14 protein-coding genes and 2 pseudogenes are annotated in these 19,852 nt (G+C 39.3%); 3 read left to right on the top strand and 13 right to left on the bottom strand.

Features of this window, described 5'->3' with window-relative positions:
- Positions 1–27: 27 nt before the first annotated feature.
- On the top strand, positions 28–1,569 hold the full coding sequence (locus NDN13_RS11320; protein WP_251115531.1) for a glycosyltransferase: 1,542 nt from the start codon (positions 28–30) through the stop codon (positions 1,567–1,569).
- A complete protein-coding gene (locus NDN13_RS11325) occupies positions 1,566–2,600 on the top strand; it encodes a peptidase MA family protein (RefSeq protein WP_251115532.1) in 1,035 nt (344 codons plus the stop codon). The genes NDN13_RS11320 and NDN13_RS11325 overlap by 4 nt, the downstream gene beginning before the upstream one ends.
- A gap of 133 nt (positions 2,601–2,733) precedes the next feature.
- Here the strand turns inward: NDN13_RS11325 and NDN13_RS19885 are convergent.
- The 10 genes and pseudogenes from NDN13_RS19885 to NDN13_RS11375 form a co-directional block, all read right to left on the bottom strand.
- A pseudogene (locus tag NDN13_RS19885) lies at positions 2,734–5,781 on the bottom strand (ABSDF2314 family large adhesin); the annotation flags it as partial.
- 139 nt (positions 5,782–5,920) lie between these two features.
- Positions 5,921–6,115 (bottom strand): hypothetical protein, encoded by a 195-nt coding sequence (locus NDN13_RS19890; RefSeq protein ID WP_502799536.1) that lies wholly within the window; start codon positions 6,113–6,115, stop codon positions 5,921–5,923.
- Between the two features lie 1,071 nt (positions 6,116–7,186).
- Complete coding sequence (locus NDN13_RS19895) at positions 7,187–7,672, bottom strand: hypothetical protein (RefSeq protein ID WP_502799537.1); 486 nt, start codon at positions 7,670–7,672, stop codon at positions 7,187–7,189.
- Between the two features lie 1,304 nt (positions 7,673–8,976).
- On the bottom strand, positions 8,977–9,537 hold the full coding sequence (locus NDN13_RS11345) for an Ig-like domain-containing protein (RefSeq protein WP_251115533.1): 561 nt from the start codon (positions 9,535–9,537) through the stop codon (positions 8,977–8,979).
- Positions 9,503–9,880 (bottom strand): Ig-like domain-containing protein, encoded by a 378-nt coding sequence (locus tag NDN13_RS11350; RefSeq protein ID WP_251118224.1) that lies wholly within the window; start codon positions 9,878–9,880, stop codon positions 9,503–9,505. Before NDN13_RS11350 ends, NDN13_RS11345 begins: the two co-directional genes overlap by 35 nt.
- A gap of 51 nt (positions 9,881–9,931) precedes the next feature.
- Positions 9,932–10,375: pseudogene (locus NDN13_RS11355) on the bottom strand (BapA/Bap/LapF family prefix-like domain-containing protein); the annotation flags it as partial.
- Between the two features lie 367 nt (positions 10,376–10,742).
- Positions 10,743–11,933, bottom strand: coding sequence for a beta-barrel domain-containing protein (locus NDN13_RS11360; protein ID WP_251115534.1), 1,191 nt, complete (start codon positions 11,931–11,933; stop codon positions 10,743–10,745).
- Complete coding sequence (locus NDN13_RS11365; protein WP_251115535.1) at positions 11,933–14,071, bottom strand: type I secretion system permease/ATPase; 2,139 nt, start codon at positions 14,069–14,071, stop codon at positions 11,933–11,935. Before NDN13_RS11365 ends, NDN13_RS11360 begins: the two co-directional genes overlap by 1 nt.
- Entirely contained in the window at positions 14,068–15,555 is a 1,488-nt protein-coding gene (locus tag NDN13_RS11370) for a TolC family protein (RefSeq protein WP_502799565.1), read from the bottom strand. Before NDN13_RS11370 ends, NDN13_RS11365 begins: the two co-directional genes overlap by 4 nt.
- Before the next feature lie 663 nt (positions 15,556–16,218).
- Positions 16,219–16,548 (bottom strand): hypothetical protein, encoded by a 330-nt coding sequence (locus NDN13_RS11375; protein WP_251115537.1) that lies wholly within the window; start codon positions 16,546–16,548, stop codon positions 16,219–16,221.
- Positions 16,549–17,105: 557 nt separating this feature from the next.
- On the opposite strand from NDN13_RS11375, the gene NDN13_RS11380 reads away from it, so the two are divergent.
- A complete protein-coding gene (locus NDN13_RS11380) occupies positions 17,106–17,489 on the top strand; it encodes a carboxymuconolactone decarboxylase family protein (protein ID WP_004804368.1) in 384 nt (127 codons plus the stop codon).
- A 115-nt stretch (positions 17,490–17,604) separates the two neighbouring features.
- Here the strand turns inward: NDN13_RS11380 and NDN13_RS11385 are convergent, their stop codons facing one another.
- The 3 genes from NDN13_RS11385 to NDN13_RS11395 form a co-directional block, all read right to left on the bottom strand.
- Positions 17,605–18,489: a LysR family transcriptional regulator gene (locus NDN13_RS11385; RefSeq protein WP_251115538.1), complete on the bottom strand. Its 885-nt coding sequence runs from the start codon at positions 18,487–18,489 to the stop codon at positions 17,605–17,607.
- 21 nt (positions 18,490–18,510) lie between these two features.
- On the bottom strand, positions 18,511–19,236 hold the full coding sequence (locus tag NDN13_RS11390) for a helix-turn-helix domain-containing protein (protein ID WP_251118225.1): 726 nt from the start codon (positions 19,234–19,236) through the stop codon (positions 18,511–18,513).
- 191 nt (positions 19,237–19,427) lie between these two features.
- Positions 19,428–19,817 carry an outer membrane protein assembly factor BamE gene (locus NDN13_RS11395; RefSeq protein WP_251115539.1) on the bottom strand — a complete coding sequence of 130 codons (390 nt, stop codon included), beginning with the start codon at positions 19,815–19,817 and terminating at the stop codon, positions 19,428–19,430.
- Positions 19,818–19,852 lie beyond the last annotated feature (35 nt).

Genomic DNA, 19,852 nt, shown 5'->3' on the forward strand with positions numbered 1-19,852 from the left:
CCCTCTAATTCAAGTTGACTTAATATTATGAAAAAGCAATATTTCTTCTTATTTCCAAAAATTGACGAGAAAAAAAATGGATTGGTTTTTGCCCTATTAAAACGTGCAAAAATACTTCATGAAAGATTGGGAATTGATCCAATCATTATTACAACAGATTTTGATCGTGCTTTAGCTAAAAATTATTGGAACTTAATTTCTACTGATCTAGCTCCTTCGACTATTGGCTATCTCAACTTATATGGCGACTTACAAGGAACTCCTTTACGGCTTGCTGAAAAAAAACATCATATCCATGAGAAAAAAATGTTTAATGAAAACGTATTAAACATGCAAATATCAAATACTTTTAATCAACGATTTCACGATTTTAGTAATAAAAATTACCTATACGAAATACGACAAGAAGAATCTCCTACTTTGCGCTATGTAAATACATTTCAAAAGGGTATTAAAAATGGACGTCTTATATATGATAGCTATGGTTTTCTAAGCTGTATTCAAATTATCAGCCCTAGCTCTCAAACCGTTATAACAGAGACTTATTTTCATACCAAAGGCCACCCCGTAATTATTAAAAATTACCAACTAAATGAAAAAAATAAAAATACGCTTATTAATATTTTTTTATTGAATGAAAGTGGTGTTATTACTGAAGTATTTGATACGGAAGCTCAACTCATTCAATATTGGTTTTTAAAAATTTCAAAAAGCTATCAAAATGATCTCATGTATATTTTGATTGATCGTGCTATTCATTTTTTTGAACCTCTTCAAAAAATAAAGCAAAAAAATATGCGTTTCGTTGGCACAATTCATGCTACTCATTTAAATGGATCAGACATTTATAAATCGAGTATTAACCGACATTATCGAGGTTATTTTGACAATAGTGACGCACTAGATGCACTCGTCATTTTAACTGAACACCAAAAAGATCATATTCAAAAGAGATTTGGGTTAGACAAAAAACTATTTGTTATTCCACATATTTATGAAAAACCCATTGATCATGTCAATCACAGCCAACGAGATCCTCAATTCTGCTTAACTATAGCTCGTTATGATAAAGCTAAAAATCTAGACAGTCTTATTCGAATATTCAAACAAGTTATTGAGGAAGTACCGAATGCTTATTTAAATATTTATGGTTTTGGTAGCGAGCAGAATTTTTTGCAAAATGAGATTGATCATCATAAGTTAAATAGTCATATTAAGCTGATGGGCTATGATGAAAATACTGATAGTTTATACAATAAAGCAAGTCTATTTCTGTTCTCAAGCCGCTCTGAAGGCTTTGGTATGGCTGTTCTAGAAGCCTTATGTCATGGCTGCCCAGTTGTCAGTTACAATATCGATTATGGTCCATCAGATATGATTCAAGATGATACGAATGGCTTCTTGATCCCTTTCCAAGATGAAACACTATATGCTGAAAAAGTCATTTCTTTACTTAAAGATCAACATAAGCGAGAGCAGTTTAGTCAAGCAGCCTATGCTTGCACTCATCTGACAGATCAACAAAAATTTGCTCAAAAATGGCAAGCTCTTTTTGATGCAATTCAATGATAAAGCAATTTTCTTCAAATAAAGGAGTCATTTTTTTATTTTCAATACTTCATTTCGGCTTTTACGTTAATGCAAATGCCGATTGTGACTCTAGCAGTCCTTCTGTCGTTGCTCAACTTGATCATGTCTATTATGCAAGCTCTAATCTCCGGATTTTTTATACAAAATCTGGAGAAAATGCCCTGCAATTTCCTGTAGATAAAAACAAAAATAAAGTACCCGATTATATTGAAAATATTGCAATTCAAGCAAATTCAATACGTCAAGCTTGGACATTACTAGGTTATCAGGATCCATTAAAAAGTCCACGTTATAAAGAAAGGGTCCAATATATTGATATACAAATACAGCAATTAAATGGTCTCGGCCTTGCCTTTGATGAGCCCCATCGACATGTCAACAATCCATTGAAGCAAAATGCATGTGCTTTAGTTATATTGATTAGCAATAATATTCCAAATCTAACGGGAAACTCTTCGGTTGTTGCCCATGAGTTATTTCATCTTTATACCTATGGCTATACAATGTTTAAACAACCCTGGCTCGCCGAAAGCTTAGCAGCCTGGTCAGAAGGTATTATTAGGAAAGGTAAGATTGGTGCATATGGCCAAAGAAACTTGCCTGAAAATGAAGAAGATTTTAATAAATATATTTTGCAAAGAACGTATAAGACCTCTCAATTATGGAACCGACTCACCGTCCTTATAGATGATACATCTAATGAAGAACTACGTTTACCATCACCCCTCTTAGAAATGAAATACACTGATGGACAACCAGTATTTCAAGATCCCTATCTAAAAGGCACTTTCTTTATAAGGACATTTCTTGAAAATCTTGGCAAGCAAGATCAACAAATTGCTCATTTAAATAATTGGGATTTGTATCGCTGGAAAGAAGGCGATCAGAAATCAGCTCGTTTTAATCAGCAAGTTTTAAATACTTTATTGATAACTTTAGAAAAAGAAAATCAGCATCATGCAGAGAAAAGAAATTTTCAAAAACTTTTAAAAAAAATCATCAAAAATTAAAAACCTCATTAATTTTATTTTCATAAAAAACTAAATAAACTACTCTCTAGCAGTCATTGCTTTTTTTTAAATAAAAAAGAGAAGGCACTTATGCCTTCTCTTTTATTTATAAGCTTATATCAATAACAATCAATTAAAACAGCAACTGATTGTTATTTAACAACTCATCCAGTGTTGTATCTGTATTTTTCAGCACAATGAGATCTGTCGAGTTATAGGCATTTCCTGTACCGTCACGATCAATACTAATCAAAGTATTACCCGCACCGTCAGAAGTTACAGACACATAATTTGCAATATTGTCTGCATTAGCACCATCTAACAATGCACTAACATCAACTTTATCACCTTGTGCCAAATTGAAGTCAGTCCATTCATCTTTACCATTACCGCCCGTTGCATCTGCAGCGTTCAGTAAGTTATAGACAACTGTATCTGCTCCAGCTCCAGCCGTGATGATGTCATGACTAGCCGTACTGATAACCTCACTACCAATGTTCACGCTCAATGTTGCAGGTGTACTTTCGTCACCCGTTGCAGCAACCAGTTTATAGTTCAATGTAGCAACATCACCAGAAGTCGCAGAACCATTTGCTGTGAACGTATATGTTCCATTTGCCGAAACAACGAAGGTACCATCTTCAACCGAGATTGTTTGACCATTGGCTTGTACATATGTACCAGGTGATGTTTCTACAAATACTTTCGTACTTGCACCGCCCGTTACATCGACACCATTACCAGAATCATCTGTTAACAAGTTACCCGTAGCAGTTACCGTCGCACCATTACCAACGAATTGGTCATAATGTGTGAAAGTAGCATTTACTGTAGTGTTGACAGTGGTTGTATTCGTTCCAGCAATCAGAGGAATATTCGATTCTGTGCTACCAAACACGACTCGCCATTGGCTAGTAGTATCTGAAGCAGAAACCTGATAAGAGCCACTGATCAACACGGTACCACCAGCATCACCTAAAATTGGTGATGAATGTACAACAGACGCTGACGCTCCTGGTTGAGTTGTCCAAACACCATTCACAAGTTTTTGTACTTGATAACTGAAAGTATCACCATTAGCAGAGCTATCGAAGATACCACCTTGTGTAGTAACAGAGAAATTAATCGATGCGGCAGTATTTGCAGCGACATTAATCACATCACTCGTATCACTACCAGCAACTGAAGTAGCAGCACCAAATAATGGTTTCGTACTACTTGCTTGCATACTACCCGTATCAACAGTTGTATTGGTTGATGGAACTAAAGTAATCGCAGCTGCTGCTGTATTATCAGTTGCCGTCAACTCTACTACGCCATCTTGAGTTGGATCTTCTGGCCACGTGATATCAAGATCATTTGTATCAATGCGAATATTCAAAGTCGCTGTATCTTGATGCCCATCGCTGTCTTGAAGGGTATAAGTGAAGCTATCAACTTTACCTAGACTATTTGGAATGGTGAAATCACGGATGTATTCATAATTACCATTCTTATCAATAAACAGTTCACCATATTCACCTTGAATACGTGTTGCACCATTCTGATCTTGCGGTAAAGCAATCACTGCGCCACTTTCATTCGCTACGCTAATAACAGTTGCTGTTTGACCAGCATGAATCACATCAGCTACATCAGTTGGATTCTCAGGATTATTCGCTGTAATCACATTACCTTTCGCAACGACATCACCATAATCACTTAATACTTCGTTGGAAACATTAATTCCAGCAATACCAATTGCTGTAACGTTAACACCGACTCCAGGAGTTAATACCAGAGCATATTTACCTTCAGGTAAGTCAGTAATCGTAGCACCACCTGAAATAATACCTCCGATGAAACCGATCATTAGACCAACACTATCTAGTTTGTCATACGGTTCATAACCACCTGTGTTCTCATTGTAACGAAGCACATTGAGATCATAAGCACCTAAGCCTCCACCAGCGAGAACACCGAAGAAAGACACATCAAATGTCATTACTCCGCCTTCTGGTACGGTTACTTCCATAGGTGTTTGACCTTTAAGATCAATAATTGGACCGATGAATGACAATGATGGGAAGGTAACTAATGCACCACCAGGAATGTCTGGATTAGTGACTACAGGAGTAATCTCACTTAAAACAGTTGCTACATCACTAATTGCATCTAAATACAATGGTGCTGTTGCTTCTGTCGGTTGTGATTCATTACCTGCAGCATCTGTCGCAGTCACATCGACTACTTCATTATTCGCAAGATCCGCTGGGTTGACTGGAACAGTGTAGTTGCCATTTTCATCGGTAACCGCTGTACCCAATACATTACCGTCTTGGTCTTTAACTGTCACTGTTGAACCTGGTTCCGCTGTACCTGTTACTGCATCACCGTCATCGTTGAACTCTGCAGTCGGTGCATTTGGTGCAGTTGTGTCATCAGCTGTCGCTTGTGTTGGTTCAGATTCATTTCCAGCAGCATCTGTTGCAGTCACATCGACCACTTCACCATTGGTTAATGGCGTCGTGAGATCTACTGTATAGTTGCCGTTTTCATCGGTAACCGCTGTACCCAATACGTTGCCGTTTTGGTCTTTAACCGTCACTGTTGAACCTGGTTCTGCTGTACCTGTTACTTGCGTGCCATCATTAACAACATCCGCAGTTGGTGCATTTGGTGCAGTTGTGTCATCAGCTGTCGCTTGTGTTGGTTCAGATTCATTTCCAGCAGCATCTGTCGCAGTTACATCGACCACTTCACCATTGGTTAATGGTGAAGTGAGATCTACTGTGTAGTTGCCGTTTTCATCGGTAACCGCTGTACCCAATACGTTGCCGTTTTGGTCTTTAACCGTCACTGTTGAACCTGGTTCTGCTGTACCTGTTACTTGCGTGCCGTCATTAACAACATCCGCAGTCGGTGCATTCGGTGCAGTTGTGTCATCAGCTGTCGCTTGTGTTGGTTCAGATTCATTTCCAGCAGCATCTGTTGCAGTTACATCAACCACTTCACCATTGGTTAATGGCGTCGTGAGATCTACTGTGTAGTTGCCGTTTTCATCGGTAACCGCTGTACCCAATACGTTGCCGTTTTGGTCTTTAACAGTGATTGTTGAACCTGGTTCTGCTGTACCTGTAACTTGCGTGCCGTCATTAACAACATCAGCTGTTGGAGCATCTGGCGCAGTAGTGTCATCAGAATCGCTGTCAGAGTCAGAATCGCTGTCAGAGTCAGAATCGCTGTCAGAGTCAGAGTCGCTGTCAGAATCTGAGTCGCTGTCAGAATCAGAATCGCTGTCAGAGTCAGAATCGCTGTCAGAGTCTGAGTCGCTGTCAGAGTCAGAATCGCGCTGTCGCTGTCAGAGTCTGAGTCGTCTGAGTCGCTGTCAGAGTCAGAATCGCTGTCAGAGTCAGAATCGCTGTCAGAGTCTGAGTCGCTGTCAGAGTCAGAATCGCTGTCGCTGTCAGAGTCAGAATGTCAGTCGCTGTCAGAGTCTGAATCGCTGTCAGAGTCAGAATCAGAGTCTGAATCACTGTCAGAGAATCAGAGTCGCTGTCAGAGTCAGAATCGCTGTCAGAGTCAGAATCACTGTCAGAGTCTGAGTCGCTGTCAGAGTCAGAATGTCAGAATCTGCTGTCAGTCAGAATCAGAATCGAGTCGCTGTCAGAGTCTGAGTCGCTGTCAGAGTCAGAATCGCTGTCAGAGTCAGAATCGCTGTCAGTCAGAATCGCTGTCAGAGTCAGAATCGCTGTCAGAGAGTCTGAGTCGCTGTCAGAGTCAGAATCGCTGAGAGTCGAGTCTGTCAGAGTCAGAATCGCTGTCAGAGTCAGAATCGCTGTCAGAGTCAGAATCGCTGTCAGAGTCTGAGAGTCGCTGTCAGAGTCAGAATCGCTGTCGAGTCTGTCAGAGAGTCGCTGAATCGCTGTCAGAGTCAGAGTCAGAGAGTCGAATCGCTGTCAGAGTCAGAATCTGAGTCGCTGTCAGAGTCAGAATCGCTGTCAGAGTCAGAATCGCTGTCAGAGTCAGAATCGCTGTCAGAGTCAGAATCGCTGTCAGAGTCAGAATCGCTGTCAGAGTCAGAATCGCTGTCGAGTCAGAATCTGTCAGAGTCAGAATCGCTGAGTCAGAGTCAGAATCGCTGTCAGAGTCAGAATCGCTGTCAGAGTCGCTGAGAATCGCTGTCAGAGTCAGAATCGCTGTCAGAGTCAGAATCGCTGTCAGAGTCAGAGATCGCTGTCAGAGTCAGAATCGCTGTCAGAGTCAGAATCGTCAGAGTCTGTCAGAGTCAGAATCGCTGTCAGAGTCAGAATCGAGTCGCTGTCAGATCGCTGTCAGAGTCAGAATCGAATCTGTCAGAGTCAGAATCAGAGAGTCAATCTGAGTCGCTGTCAGAGTCAGAATCGCTGTCAGAGTCTGAATCGCTGTCAGAGTCAGAATCGCTGTCAGAGTCTGAGTCAGAAGAGTCAGAATCGCTGTCAGAGTCAGAATCGTGTCAGAATCGCTGTCAGAATCGCTGTCAGAGTCGCTGTCGCTGTCAGAGTCTGAGTCGCTGTCAGAGTCAGAGTCTGAATCGCTGTCAGAGTCAGAATCGCTGTCAGAGTCTGTCAGAGAATCGCTGTCAGAGTCAGATCAGAATCGCTGTCAGAGTCAGAATCGCTGTCAGAGTCTGAGTCGCTGAGAGTCAGAATCGCTGTCAGAGTCAGAATCGCTGTCAGAGTCAGAATCGCTGTCAGAGTCAGAATCGCTGTCAGAGTCAGAATCGCTGTCAGAGTCAGAATCGCTGTCAGAGTCAGAATCTGAGTCAGAGTCGCTGTCAGAGTCAGAATCGCTGTCAGAGTCATCAGAGTCTGAGTCGCTGTCAGAGTCAGAATCGCTGTCAGAGTCAGAATCGCTGTCAGAGTCAGAATCACTGTCAGAGTCAGAATCGCTGTCAGAGTCAGAATCGCTGTCAGAGTCAGAATCGCTGTCAGAGTCAGAATCGCTGTCAGAGTCAGAATCGCTGTCAGAGTCAGAATCGCTGTCAGAGTCAGAATCGCTGTCAGAGTCTGAGTCGCTGTCAGAGTCAGAATCGCTGTCAGAGTCAGAGTCACTGTCAGAATCGCTGTCAGAGTCAGAATCGCTGTCAGAGTCAGAATCGAGTCGTCAGAATCAGAATCGCTGTCGCTGTCAGAGTCTGAGTCGCTGTCAGAGTCAGAATCGCTGTCAGAGTCAGAATCGCTGTCGCTGTCAGAATCAGAATCGCTGTCAGAGTCAGAGTCGCTGTCAGAGTCAGAATCGCTGTCAGAGTCAGAATCGCTGTCAGAATCTGAGAGTCGCTGTCAGAGTCAGAGTCGCTGTCAGAGTCAGAATCGCTGTCAGAGTCAGAATCAGTCAGAGTCTCGCTGTCAGAGTCAGAATCGCTGTCAGAGTCTGAGTCAGAATCAGAGTCAGAATCAGAATCACTGTCAGAGTCAGAATCGCTGTCAGAGTCAGAATCGCTGTCAGAGAGAATCGAGTCTGTCAGAGTCAGAATCGCTGTCAGAGTCAGAATCGAATCGCTGTCAGAGTCAGAATCGCTGTCAGAGTCGCTGTCAGAGTCAGAATCGCTGTCAGAGTCAGAATCGCTGTCAGAGTCAGAATCGCTGTCAGAGTCTGAGAATCGAATCTGTCAGAGTCAGAATCGCTGTCAGAGTCAGAATCGCTGTCAGAGTCAGAACAAGTCGCTGTCAGAATCAGAATCGCTGTCAGAGTCAGTCTGAGTCAGAGTCGCTGTCAGAGTCAGAATCGCTGTCAGAGTCAGAATCACTGTCAGAGTCAGAATCAGAATCAGAATCGCTCGCCGTCAGAGTCAGAATCGCTGTCAGAGTCAGAATCGCTGTCAGAGTCAGAATCGCTGTCAAGTCAGAATCGCTGTCAGAGTCAGAATCGCTGTCAGAGTCAGAATCGCTGTCAGAGTCAGAATCGCTGTCAGAGTCAGAATCGCTCAGTCAGAGTCAGAATCGCTGTCAGAGTCAGAATCGCTGTCAGAGTCAGAATCGCTGTCAGAGTCAGAATCGCTGAGTCAGAGTCAGAATCGCTGTCAGAGTCTGAGTCGCTGTCAGAGTCAGAATCGCTGTCAGAGTCAGAATCGCTGTCAGAGTCTGAGTCAGAGTCAGAATCGCTGTCAGAGTCAGAATCGCTGTCAGAGTCAGAATCGCTGTCAGAGTCAGAATCGCTGTCAGAGTCAGAATCGCTGTCAGAGTCAGAATCTGAGTCGCTGTCAGAGTCTGTCAGAGTCGCTGTCAGAATCAGAGTGTCGAGTCAGAATCGCTGTCAGAGTCAGAATCTGAGTCGCTGTCAGAGTCTGAGTCGCTGTCGCCATCATCTGGAGCGATTACGTAACTTCAAGATTTATTACCCGCTTGGTCTTCAAGGCCTACTTTGATTTTTTCACCTTCATCCAATCAAATGTACCATCCGGCTTAACTGTACCTTCATTTTTTTCATCTTTAATGATAACTTTGGTTCCAGGCTCACCCTTACCTGTAACAGTTGTGCCATCTTCGCTAACGGCTACATCTGTTGGTGCTGCTGGTGCTGTCGTATCTGGGGCATTAACTGCAACTTCAGGAGATTTATTACCCGCTTGGTCTTCAAGACCTACGGTAATTTCTTCTCCATTGGTTAACGGCTTGTCCAGTTCGACTTCAAATGTACCATCCGGCTTAACTGTACCTTCACCAATCACATTACCATTTTCATCTTTAATGATAACTTTGGTTCCAGGCTCACCCTTACCTGTAACAGTTGTGCCATCTTCGCTAACGGCTACATCTGTTGGTGCTGCTGGTGCTGTCGTATCTGGGGCATTAACTGTAACTTCAGGAGATTTATTACCCGCTTGGTCTTCAAGACCTACGGTAATTTCTTCTCCATTGGTTAACGGCTTGTCCAGTTCGACTTCAAATGTACCATCCGGCTTTAACTGTACCTTCACCAATCACATTACCATTTTCATCTTTAATGATAACTTTGGTTCCAGGCTCACCCTTACCTGTAACAGTTGTGCCATCTTCGCTAACGGCTACATCTGTTGGTGCTGCTGGTGCTGTCGTATCTGGGGCATTAACTGTAACTTCAGGAGATTTATTACCCGCTTGGTCTTCAAGACCTACGGTAATTTCTTCTCCATTGGTTAACGGCTTGTCCAGTTCGACTTCAAATGTACCATCCGGCTTAACTGTACCTTCACCAATCACATTACCATTTTCATCTTTAATGATAACTTTGGTTCCAGGCTCACCCTTACCTGTAACAGTTGTGCCATCTTTACTAACCACTACACCCGTTGGCGCCGCTGGTGGAGTCGTGTCTTTTGGCTCACTAGGAGAAGATCTATCTTTATCATCGCCATTATGCGCCCACCATAAAATGCCGGCACCAGCTAATGGTACTGATAACCATGCCCATGGGGATGCTATACCATCGTGATAAAGTAAAGGCTCTATATCATCGATATAGCTATAAGTAATATTTTCTAATAAAGCTCCATTACTATCAGTAAATTGCACCCAAATTAATTTATGATTGTTATCTTCAAAAACTAGGCTGTTATCAGTTGAATAATTCCCTCCATTAAAGAAGTTAACTATTACAATCTGTTCACCATTTTTTAAAGTAATAATTGCGTTGTTACCATCTTGTTTGATTTCGGCAACATCATCTTTATTCACTTTGACTAAAACGACTGATGCTTCCGAAAGCGAAACAGTATCTTTTGTTGTGGTTTCTAAAGTCTCATGACTTTCCTTAGAAACAACCCTTATTTCCGACATATTTTCTGCCCCTTATTAGGATTATTTATTAAACAAATCCAATTTAAAGCTCTTAAATTTAAGAAAATAAAAAGAGCCCAAATTAGGGGATAAATTAGATAAAATAAAAGCCAACCTCAACACGGAAATAAATTATAAACATGAATTACATCACAAAAAATTAGTAAGCAAGTAGTGTAATTATTAACCAACATGATTGAATAAAAAATAATCATTGTTTTTCAGTAGCTTAATTAAGCTTATTATTGATAGTATTATTTAATTGTTTTTATGTTTTAAACTATAAAAAATAAAAACCACATCTTTAAAACAAAAATATTAACGGTGTGAATTATCTTTATTTACAATCCACACCTTCTAGTTTTAACTACCTCTCTCGCAATGCTTCTTTTGCCTTATTAAATGGTTTAAGAAGATAATTAAGAATTGTTTTCTCACCAGTTCTAATATCTACGGTCGCAACCATCCCTGGAGTAATAGCAAAGGCTTTTTTATCCTTGTTATAAAGCTTATCTGAGTCTGTTCGAATATATACGCGATAATAGAACTGATCTTGTTTCACTTCATCTCTTATTGTATCAGGGGATATCACGGTCACTTTCCCAGTTAAACCACCATAAATTGAATAATCATATGCTGTAATTTTGACTAGGGCCTCTTGCCCAGGGCGGATGAAAGCAATATCTCGAGGCAAAATACGGGCTTCAATCAAAAGTTTTTCGTCAATGGGTACAATCGTCATTAATTTGCCATTCTGCGGGATTACACCACCATGTGTTGTTACAGCAATTTCTTTCACAACACCACGCACAGGCGCTCTAAAAACTGCTCGTTCTAAACTGTCATTGCGCCCCATAACGACTTGTTGTTGGGTTTGAATATCTGTATTTGCTTTGGATAATTCTTCTCGGGCTTTAACATAATACTGATTCCGAGCATCATTCATTTTATTTTGCAAATCATTTGCTGAACGTCTTAAACGTAAAACTTCAACCTCACTGGCAGCGCCTTTAGCAACCAATGGTTCAGTCATCGTTAACTCTTGCTGGACCAGTTGTAAGGCTTCTTTATAACCAGCCAAAGTCTGTTCCTGATCCTCTTTACGCGATAAATATAACGCTGTTTCTTCATCTACAAGTTTTTGATCTTTGGCAACAATTTCAGGAAAATTCAAAGGAGTTCCATTAACTTCTGCACGTAAACGAGCTGCCGTTGCCTGAGCCGCAATTAACAACGATTGAGACTCACCGACGTTTGATGCGAAGCGAGTAGGATCCAACTGCGCCAAAATCTCGCCTTTTTGGACGATATCACCTTCTTGTACATTTAACTTAGTCAAAATCCCTCCTTCTAAAGATTGGATAACCTGTTCTTTTGAAGAGGGAATGACCTTACCTGTTCCTGTAGAAACTTCCTCAAGATTAAAAATCCAAGCCCAAACTAAAAGAATTAATAAACCAATGCCCACCACCCAAATCACTAGACTTGCACGAGGTAAAGGGGGCTCAGTGTAGGAGACTTTTATTGAGCGGTTTGATCCTTGTTGTTGGTCACTCATCAATTATCTCCTTGTGTAACTTTCTTCTGTGGGGCTGTGGACTGACTTAATACCTGATCCCTTGGACCATCCATTACAATCTGACCATCACTCACAACAATGATACGATCTACCAGTTCCAATACTGCACGTCGATGTGTTGCAACGATCAAGGTTCGATATGAAAGCCATTCTTTGAGATGATTGATGAGTTGCTTTTCTGCAACATCATCAAGCGATGCAGTAGGTTCGTCTAATAAGAGAATATTAGGTTGACGGATTAACAAGCGGGCTAATAAAAATGCTTGTTTCTGGCCACCAGAAAAACCAACACCACCTTCCAGAATCAAATGATCTAAGCCTTCTTTTTTTTCTTGAACAAAAGGTAAAGCGCCTGTGACCGTCAATGCGCGTAATATGTCTTGATCTGTAGCTAAAGGAGCACCTAAAGTCAGATTTTCACGAATAGTTCCGTAGAATAGATGGGCATTCTGATTCAATAAACCCATATCACGACGCACATCAGATGGATCTATTAAAGATAAATCTAGTTCATCAAGATGAACTGCCCCTTGAGTTGGTTCCTGCATACCTGCTAATAATTGCAGCAAAGTTGATTTACCCGCACCATTACGACCTAATATTGCAATTCTTTCACCAGCACGAATTTTTAAATGTCGGATTGCCAGACTTGGTTTTGGGTCATCTTGTGAATACTGAAACAGAATATTTTTTAATTCATAATCTCCATTCAAAACAGTCTTGTGTACTAAATGGGCACGATCAGCCTGATCTACAGGGCGTTTCATCAATTCATCTAAGCTTTGTTTGGCCACTTTAGCTTGCTGTAGGCGCCCCAAAATGCCAGTAATCTGCGAAATTGGTGCTAGCATACGCGATGACAAAATTGAACATGCAACCAGAGCACCCGTCGTCATTTCACCATCCATGACAGCAAAACAACCTACTAAAACCACCATCGCATAAGTCAGGCCTTGAATTTTTTGTGTCCAAGCCATCAAAATGCCAACAATTTTGCGTTGTTTCATACCGATATCAGCAGAAATCTCATTCATATGATTCCATTGATTCTGAAACCGAGACTCAGCTCTTAATAATTTGATATCTTCAAAGCCTTGTACAGCCTCAACCAAAATTGCATTCCGAATCGAAGACTCACGCATCCCCTCTTGCGCCAATTGAGCTAATTTTTTCTGTACCAAAATAGCTGGCAAAATCATCAGTGGAATAACCAGTAACATCACCCAAAATAGTTTTCCACCAATCAGCGCAAAGATAATCAAGAACAAAAAGAAGAAAGGAAAATCAGCAATTGCGCCTATTGTGGTTGATGTGACCAATTCTCGAACCCCTTCGAGTTCACGAATTTGAGAAATAAAACTTCCCGTAGATTTTGAACGATCTTTATTCTTTATTCGTAGGGCATGACCAAAAACTCGGTCTGAGATGCGCAAATCAGCTCTTTTACCAATAATATCGGATAAATAAATTCTTGATACACGTAATATAAATTCAAAAACTGCTGCGATTAATACGCCACCAGCCAATACCCATAGTGTAGGAATGGATTGCGAAGGTACAACCCGATCATAAACTTGCATGGAAAACACAATTGTTGCCAATGCCAAAACGTTGGCAATTAAAGAGGCAAACATAATATCGATATAGCGTTTCCAATCACGCAACGCAATCGACCAGAACCAACTTGGCTCATAAGGTTTAATGTATTCATCAACACGCGCGTCTGGAATTGATGTTTCTGGCCGCAAAATATAGACGTTTTTGATTGTATTTTTTAATACATTCACATGGAAGGTTTGAGATAAACCTTGATCGCCACTCAGTTGAATACTGAGATTACCTTCTGTATCTGCTTTATCAATGACTCCGACATGCCCATCTTTAAATTCAACAATAACAGGTAAACGCCAAGGGTTTAAAAGCTCTGGCGAAAACGTGGATCGGCGTAAGTTGAGACCAACCTGACGCGAGATCAGCTGCAAAATATTGTCCAGCTTTTGATCCTGAGTCCAATCTAGCTGCAAGCGAATTCTTTCTTCAGATGGTTCAATCCGATAATATTTGGCAACCGTAAGAATTGCTTGTAGCCAAGGTTGATAGTTTATCTTTGTCGTCATGGTTGAACTTCAAACCCCTGAATTGAAATATTATTTAAGCCATAGGCCTGTCTGGAACGACCTGTCGCAGCAATGTATTGAACAATGCTGTTATAGATGTCATATCGTGCTGTTTCGAGTTCTGTATTTGCGCTATGAATTGCCTGTTCGGCATTGAGTAAATCGACCAAGGAACGTGTGCCGAGCTTATACTGTTCCTGATAAAGTTCTCGGGTACGAACTGTGGTAGCTTGTCGATTGGCTAAGACCAGCATTTGGCGCTGCCTGTTTTCAATTTGCTCGCGACTGGCTCTAATCTGATCAAGAACTTCTCGGTAAACAGAGTTGACTTGAGATCTTGCTGCTTCTTCTGCATAACTTGCCATTTTGACCTGAGAGGAAATTGCTCCTCCTTGATAAAACTGGCTTGTCGCTTCTAGCATGATTGAACTATAAAACCCATCATCTTTATTATTATTCGGATTGCGACCATTCAAGGCCTGATTTAATGACCCTTTAACAGCTAAGGTTGGATAACGACTTAAACGAGTCTGGTCTTTTTGGGCTTTTGCAACCTCCACATTGGCCTGAGCAGCAATCATTTTTGGAATAATATTAAACTGTGGCTCACCATATAAATCTGACTGCTTGACTAAATCTGCGGGGATGAGCCAGACCTTATTAAAAACATCTATGCCTAAAAGCGTAGCTAAATGTTGCTGATATTGACGTAATAAAGATTGTTGAGCAATTAAACCTGACTGAGCTGACTCTAAATAAGATTGCGCTTGAATAGGATCCGCTTGGCTACTAATTCCGGCTTTTGCCCGAAGATTTGCAATTTCTTGAATACGTTGAATACCAGCTATCTGCTGTTCAGCAATCTTATTTAATTGAAGATAGCGTTGAATATTGATAATTGTTTGCGCCACATCTTGTGCATTTTCATCAATACTCACCAACACATTAGCTTGTTCGACTTGAACTTTAGCTTGAGCTACAGAAACCCCAGACTTTATCTTGCCAAAATCATAAAGCATCTGGGTAGCATTTAAGCTCAATAATTGCCTGCCTCGCTCTCCAGTTGTTAAATCGCCAGTACTAACGCCCCCAGAGAGTTGAGGATAATAACCAGCTTTCGCAACGTCGATACCAGCATTTTGTGAGGATAAACTAGCAATTGATTGAGAAATATCAGGATTTTGTTGAATCGAATAATGGATAGCATCTACTAAATTAATGGTATTTTTAGCCATTAATGTGGATGGAGCTAAGAAAGTAGTTTCACTCCCAAACCTTTGAAATTGGCTTCCACCTGACTGAAGATGACTTAACTTTTGTAAATCTACGGACCTATAGCTTTGATCAGGTACAGGCATAAAGAATTGAGAGACCTTTTTCTTAAAACCTTTTTCTGATTTGGTTGGAATTGTTTCTGCCCTTACTGTAGATACAACTGAAGCAATACAAAAACAAAAAAAGAATTGGGTAGTTGATCTAAATATAAATAGAAGCTGATTTTTTGGAAACGATATTTTACTCATCAGAAGATCTAAACTCTTGAAATACTAAAAATAAGAAAGGTGGTCAGCATATATTCATAAAAAAATTCAAAACCTTACTTTTATTGGAAAATTTTTTAGAGAATAATTAAATATAAGAATAAAAAAACATCAGAAACAAAAAAAACGAGAAAAAACAGACTAACATATTATTTTTAATAGATTTTAAATATTTAAAATATGTTTAATACACACAAGAGTTAAAAACCAAACATTTCTGATTAAAAGCAAAAACTAACAAATACACTCACCAAACATATTATAAATAAATGCTACAGGAGCATCTCTTGGGTAAACATATTTAATATCAATACAATAAAAATCAATCCCACTCACCACAAACAAAAAATGATTAGACTTTGACAAAACACGTGCATGAATTGTCAAATGGCCTCTAAACCGCCTGGACTGGTTATGAATATTAAAAACAACAACATCATTAAATTCTATAGTATCAATATTAAAAGGAATATATTGACCACATTTCTCACATTTCCAACTTCTCATAAAATTTCACAAAAATTTTATATTTATCCATTGATTCAAAGATGTAAATATTATTAAACACATGCATAAAAACAAAAAATAAAACCCACATATTAAAAATTACTCAGCTATGTCTTCAATCCTGAACAACTGTCTTTCTTCTACATTTAAATAAACACTTTCACAAAAATTTGCTTTACCACTTTTTATGAAAAAATCTTCCATCATATCCAGATGAAAGTGACTTTCCTTATAAACTTCTTCAAACAAAATAAGCATGTCTCGTGAATAACTCTCAACACAATTTTTCTTAAAGTCTTTTAACTCTCTATCAACCTCTTCACGTATTAATTTCATAAAATAACGCCGTGAAATTACAGTATTACTTTCACAAAAAAAACGTGTCGCTTCGTCCAAACCTTTCTGAAATATCATTTCATAAATTTTCATTATTTATTGATACCTAAACATTCTCTGATAATAAAAATGAATCAAACTGACTCATTTAAAAAATCAAAAAATAGCACCAATATCAATTTAACTCAAACTCCACCTTGAATTAAGAACACACACCATCTATTAAAAATAAATAACAAGCACAGAAAAACAAGAAATAAGTAACTTCTTAGTTAAAATTCAGCATCAGAAAAAAGTGCATATGTTTTAAATTAAGATTAAGCCTATCTTTAAACAGCATTGAAATAATCTAAAAAATAATCCACCCACAACTAAAACCCTTATTATTTTTAAATAAAAATCACTTTACGAAATATTTAATAAAATCTTCACAACCCCCAGTAAAAAAATGCAATAGGGCATAAATAAAACATTAAACAATATACTTAGCTTTTCATTCACGCCTACATATCTAGCTCAGCCTTTCCCCTTCCAGCGCTTAAACCTTAAAATCTATCACGCTGCTTTTACTCTCATTACAATTTAGTTACCATTGAGACTATTTCTTACTAACTCATCCCACCTTTTCTTACTGCTATAAGAGTAAAAATATGTCACAACAAGATTATGAAAATGGATTAAAAGTTCGTACTGAAGTGATGGGCGAATCCTTTGTCAAACGCGCGCAGGACAATACCGTACCTTTTACCCAACCATTACAAGACTGGATCAATGAACATGCTTGGGGCTCAACATGGCAGCGTGAGGGTGTGTTACCGCGTAAATACCGCTCTCTTGTGACCATTGCCTTTTTGACAGCACTAAAAAGTCCAACCGAACTGAAAGGGCATATTCGTGGTGCATTGAACAATGGTGCAACAGTTGAGGAAATCCAAGAAGTGTTATTGCATAGCTTGCCATATTGTGGCGCACCTGCAACACAGGAGGCTTTCCGAGCAGCACTAGAAGTCATCAATGAATATCAAGCGCAATAAGCTGTGATTAAAATCAAGATAAAAAAGCCCTAATCAAATTAGGGCTTTTAGCACTTTCATTCATCAAAAATGAAAGCCATTCGAAAATTTTTATTCGAAATACAATTCCGAGCGACTAAAAATAATGATTTTTCACGATCTCGATAAATGCGTTGGTCTCTTCAATACTCATCTGTTGCGATTTGACTACTCCCACATGTAAATGGACAGGAAAATCATTTAACTCAATGACGGCCAATCCTTCATGCTCTAACATAAATTTATCTAAAAACGATTTTGGATAAACCCCTAAGCCCTCACCTTTTAAGATACTTTGTAATTGGAGTTCTAATCCAAAAATCTCTTTATTAATATAAAAGCCTAACTTTCTTTCATATAACAGCTTGGCTAAGCTTTCTCTAAAGCAGCAGCTTTCAGGATGAAGTATCCAGCCTCTCTTACTACACTTCTCTAGACTGCGATATTTATAAGCCTCACTCTTTCTAGCAACCACCACAAAAGGTAGCGTCCCAACTTCCAAAAAGGAAATATTGCTGCTAAAAGTCAGATTTGATGGAATCATCAAAGCGGCTAAGTCAATTTCCCCCTCATTGACCTGTTGAATCAGGCTGCACCCCCATCCGCTATAAATATCAACCTCATAATGCGGGTTAATTTTTTTTGATTCATTCGTCACAGCATCCAATAGATCGTCAATCAATGCCTGAGCAATGCCTATCTTAATGTTTCTTTTAACCCCCTCATGGGCCTCACTCTGAACGTTTCTCAGTGACTCTAACTGCTTTAAAATAAAACAACTTTTGAAATAAACTTTTTTCCCTAATTTGGTTAATTGTAATGGTCGCGTACTGCGGTTAAATAAAACGCCTTTAACAACCGCTTCCATATTAAAAATACGTTTGGTCACGGTCGATTGATTCACACCTAATTTTTCAGAAGCGATGGTGATAGACTGATGATCAGCTACATATATAAAAGTTTTTAAGTCCCTAATATCCAAAACTTTAGACCTCAGATCGAATTACTTTAAATACTTTCTAAACTGGCAAGGTGAACATCCAGTCCAGCCTCTAAATGCGCGTGTAAAAGCACTGTGCTCCGTATAACCCAATGTATATGCGATATCAGACATACTCACATCTTCATTTTTTAATAAAAACAAGGCTTTCTCATGCCTTTTTTGTTTGACTAATAATTTAAATTCTTCGCCTTCACTTCTTATTCTTTTAGACAACACCCGCGGTGTTAACCTCATTTTTTTTGCTACTTTAATAAGATATGGCTCTCCTTCCGATAAAATATTGCTAATTTGAATATTCACTTTCTCAATAAAGTCTACAGTTGCCTCATTCTTATGTGGACAGGATGCAAAAAATGCCTGCATACACAGCTCATCGAACTTCTTACAAATCGTTATAGAATCAAATAAATCACTGTCATATAAGGCATATTTATAGGAATCATTCAAGTCTGGTTCAAATATAAAATGTGTATTTTCTACAATTAAACGATCTGTTAAACATTTAAATCCATCTAGCAGATCTTGGCCGATAAAATCCTGACTTAATATTTCGCAGCGATAAATTAAGACAATACGAAAATGATCCAAAGACAAACTATTAATTAAAGAAAAAAACCTATCTATATCTAAAAGAAAAAAAATAACTGCATGCTTTAGATCTTTATTTCCGACTTCAATAATATGCAGTCTGATATTTTTTTCACAATGTGAAAAAGTATGAAACATATGATCCATCTCATATTTCAATTCTTAAGAGCTTATCAAACCTTGGTCTTATTTTTTTGACACTTTATATCTTATAAATAACCATTTTAGGAAAATTAAACAAACAAGTCTTTCTTGTCTTGTTTGCTTAATTTAAATTCAAACTAAAACTTGCTGCGTCCTGATCAGCAATAACATGATTCTGCTCAGTTCTAAACGATTCCGCCCTGACAAGCATCGCCTTTCCAAGACAATCGTTCTGCTCTATATTTCTGATCAAAATCAATACGTAACTGGCAACGTTTGTAGTCCTGTGTATTGGGTACGCGAATATCTAATACATAGTTCCAGGTTTTGACCAGCATCAATCCTTCATTAAAGTGTGGATTTCCCAGAATGTGACGGAGCTGATCCTTATTCATTCCCACACCTAAACGCGCAACATCATTTAACTCATAACGTTTAACCAATTTCAGATAACTCTTATCCACTTCCGGAAAATTGACGTCCTGCACCTGTTCAACGTCTTGCTTGCTATAGGCGTGGTCCGACCCAACAACAGCAAACAGTGTCGTGATGATGAAAACTCGTAGCTTCTTCATTTTTATTCTCACTTTATTCTGCTGAAAGAGGGAGA

The organism is Acinetobacter sp. C32I, assembly GCF_023702715.1.
Taxonomy (GTDB): Bacteria; Pseudomonadota; Gammaproteobacteria; order Pseudomonadales; family Moraxellaceae; genus Acinetobacter.

Coding starts and splice junctions, on each gene's coding strand:
- NDN13_RS11390 (WP_251118225.1), bottom strand. CDS start 19,236: ATGTTTCATACTTTTTCACATTGTGAAAAAAATATCAGACTGCATATT.
- NDN13_RS11325 (WP_251115532.1), top strand. CDS start 1,566: ATGATAAAGCAATTTTCTTCAAATAAAGGAGTCATTTTTTTATTTTCA.
- NDN13_RS11365 (WP_251115535.1), bottom strand. CDS start 14,071: ATGACGACAAAGATAAACTATCAACCTTGGCTACAAGCAATTCTTACG.
- NDN13_RS11320 (WP_251115531.1), top strand. CDS start 28: ATGAAAAAGCAATATTTCTTCTTATTTCCAAAAATTGACGAGAAAAAA.
- NDN13_RS11375 (WP_251115537.1), bottom strand. CDS start 16,548: ATGAAAATTTATGAAATGATATTTCAGAAAGGTTTGGACGAAGCGACA.
- NDN13_RS11395 (WP_251115539.1), bottom strand. CDS start 19,817: ATGAAGAAGCTACGAGTTTTCATCATCACGACACTGTTTGCTGTTGTT.
- NDN13_RS11380 (WP_004804368.1), top strand. CDS start 17,106: ATGTCACAACAAGATTATGAAAATGGATTAAAAGTTCGTACTGAAGTG.
- NDN13_RS11360 (WP_251115534.1), bottom strand. CDS start 11,933: ATGAGTGACCAACAACAAGGATCAAACCGCTCAATAAAAGTCTCCTAC.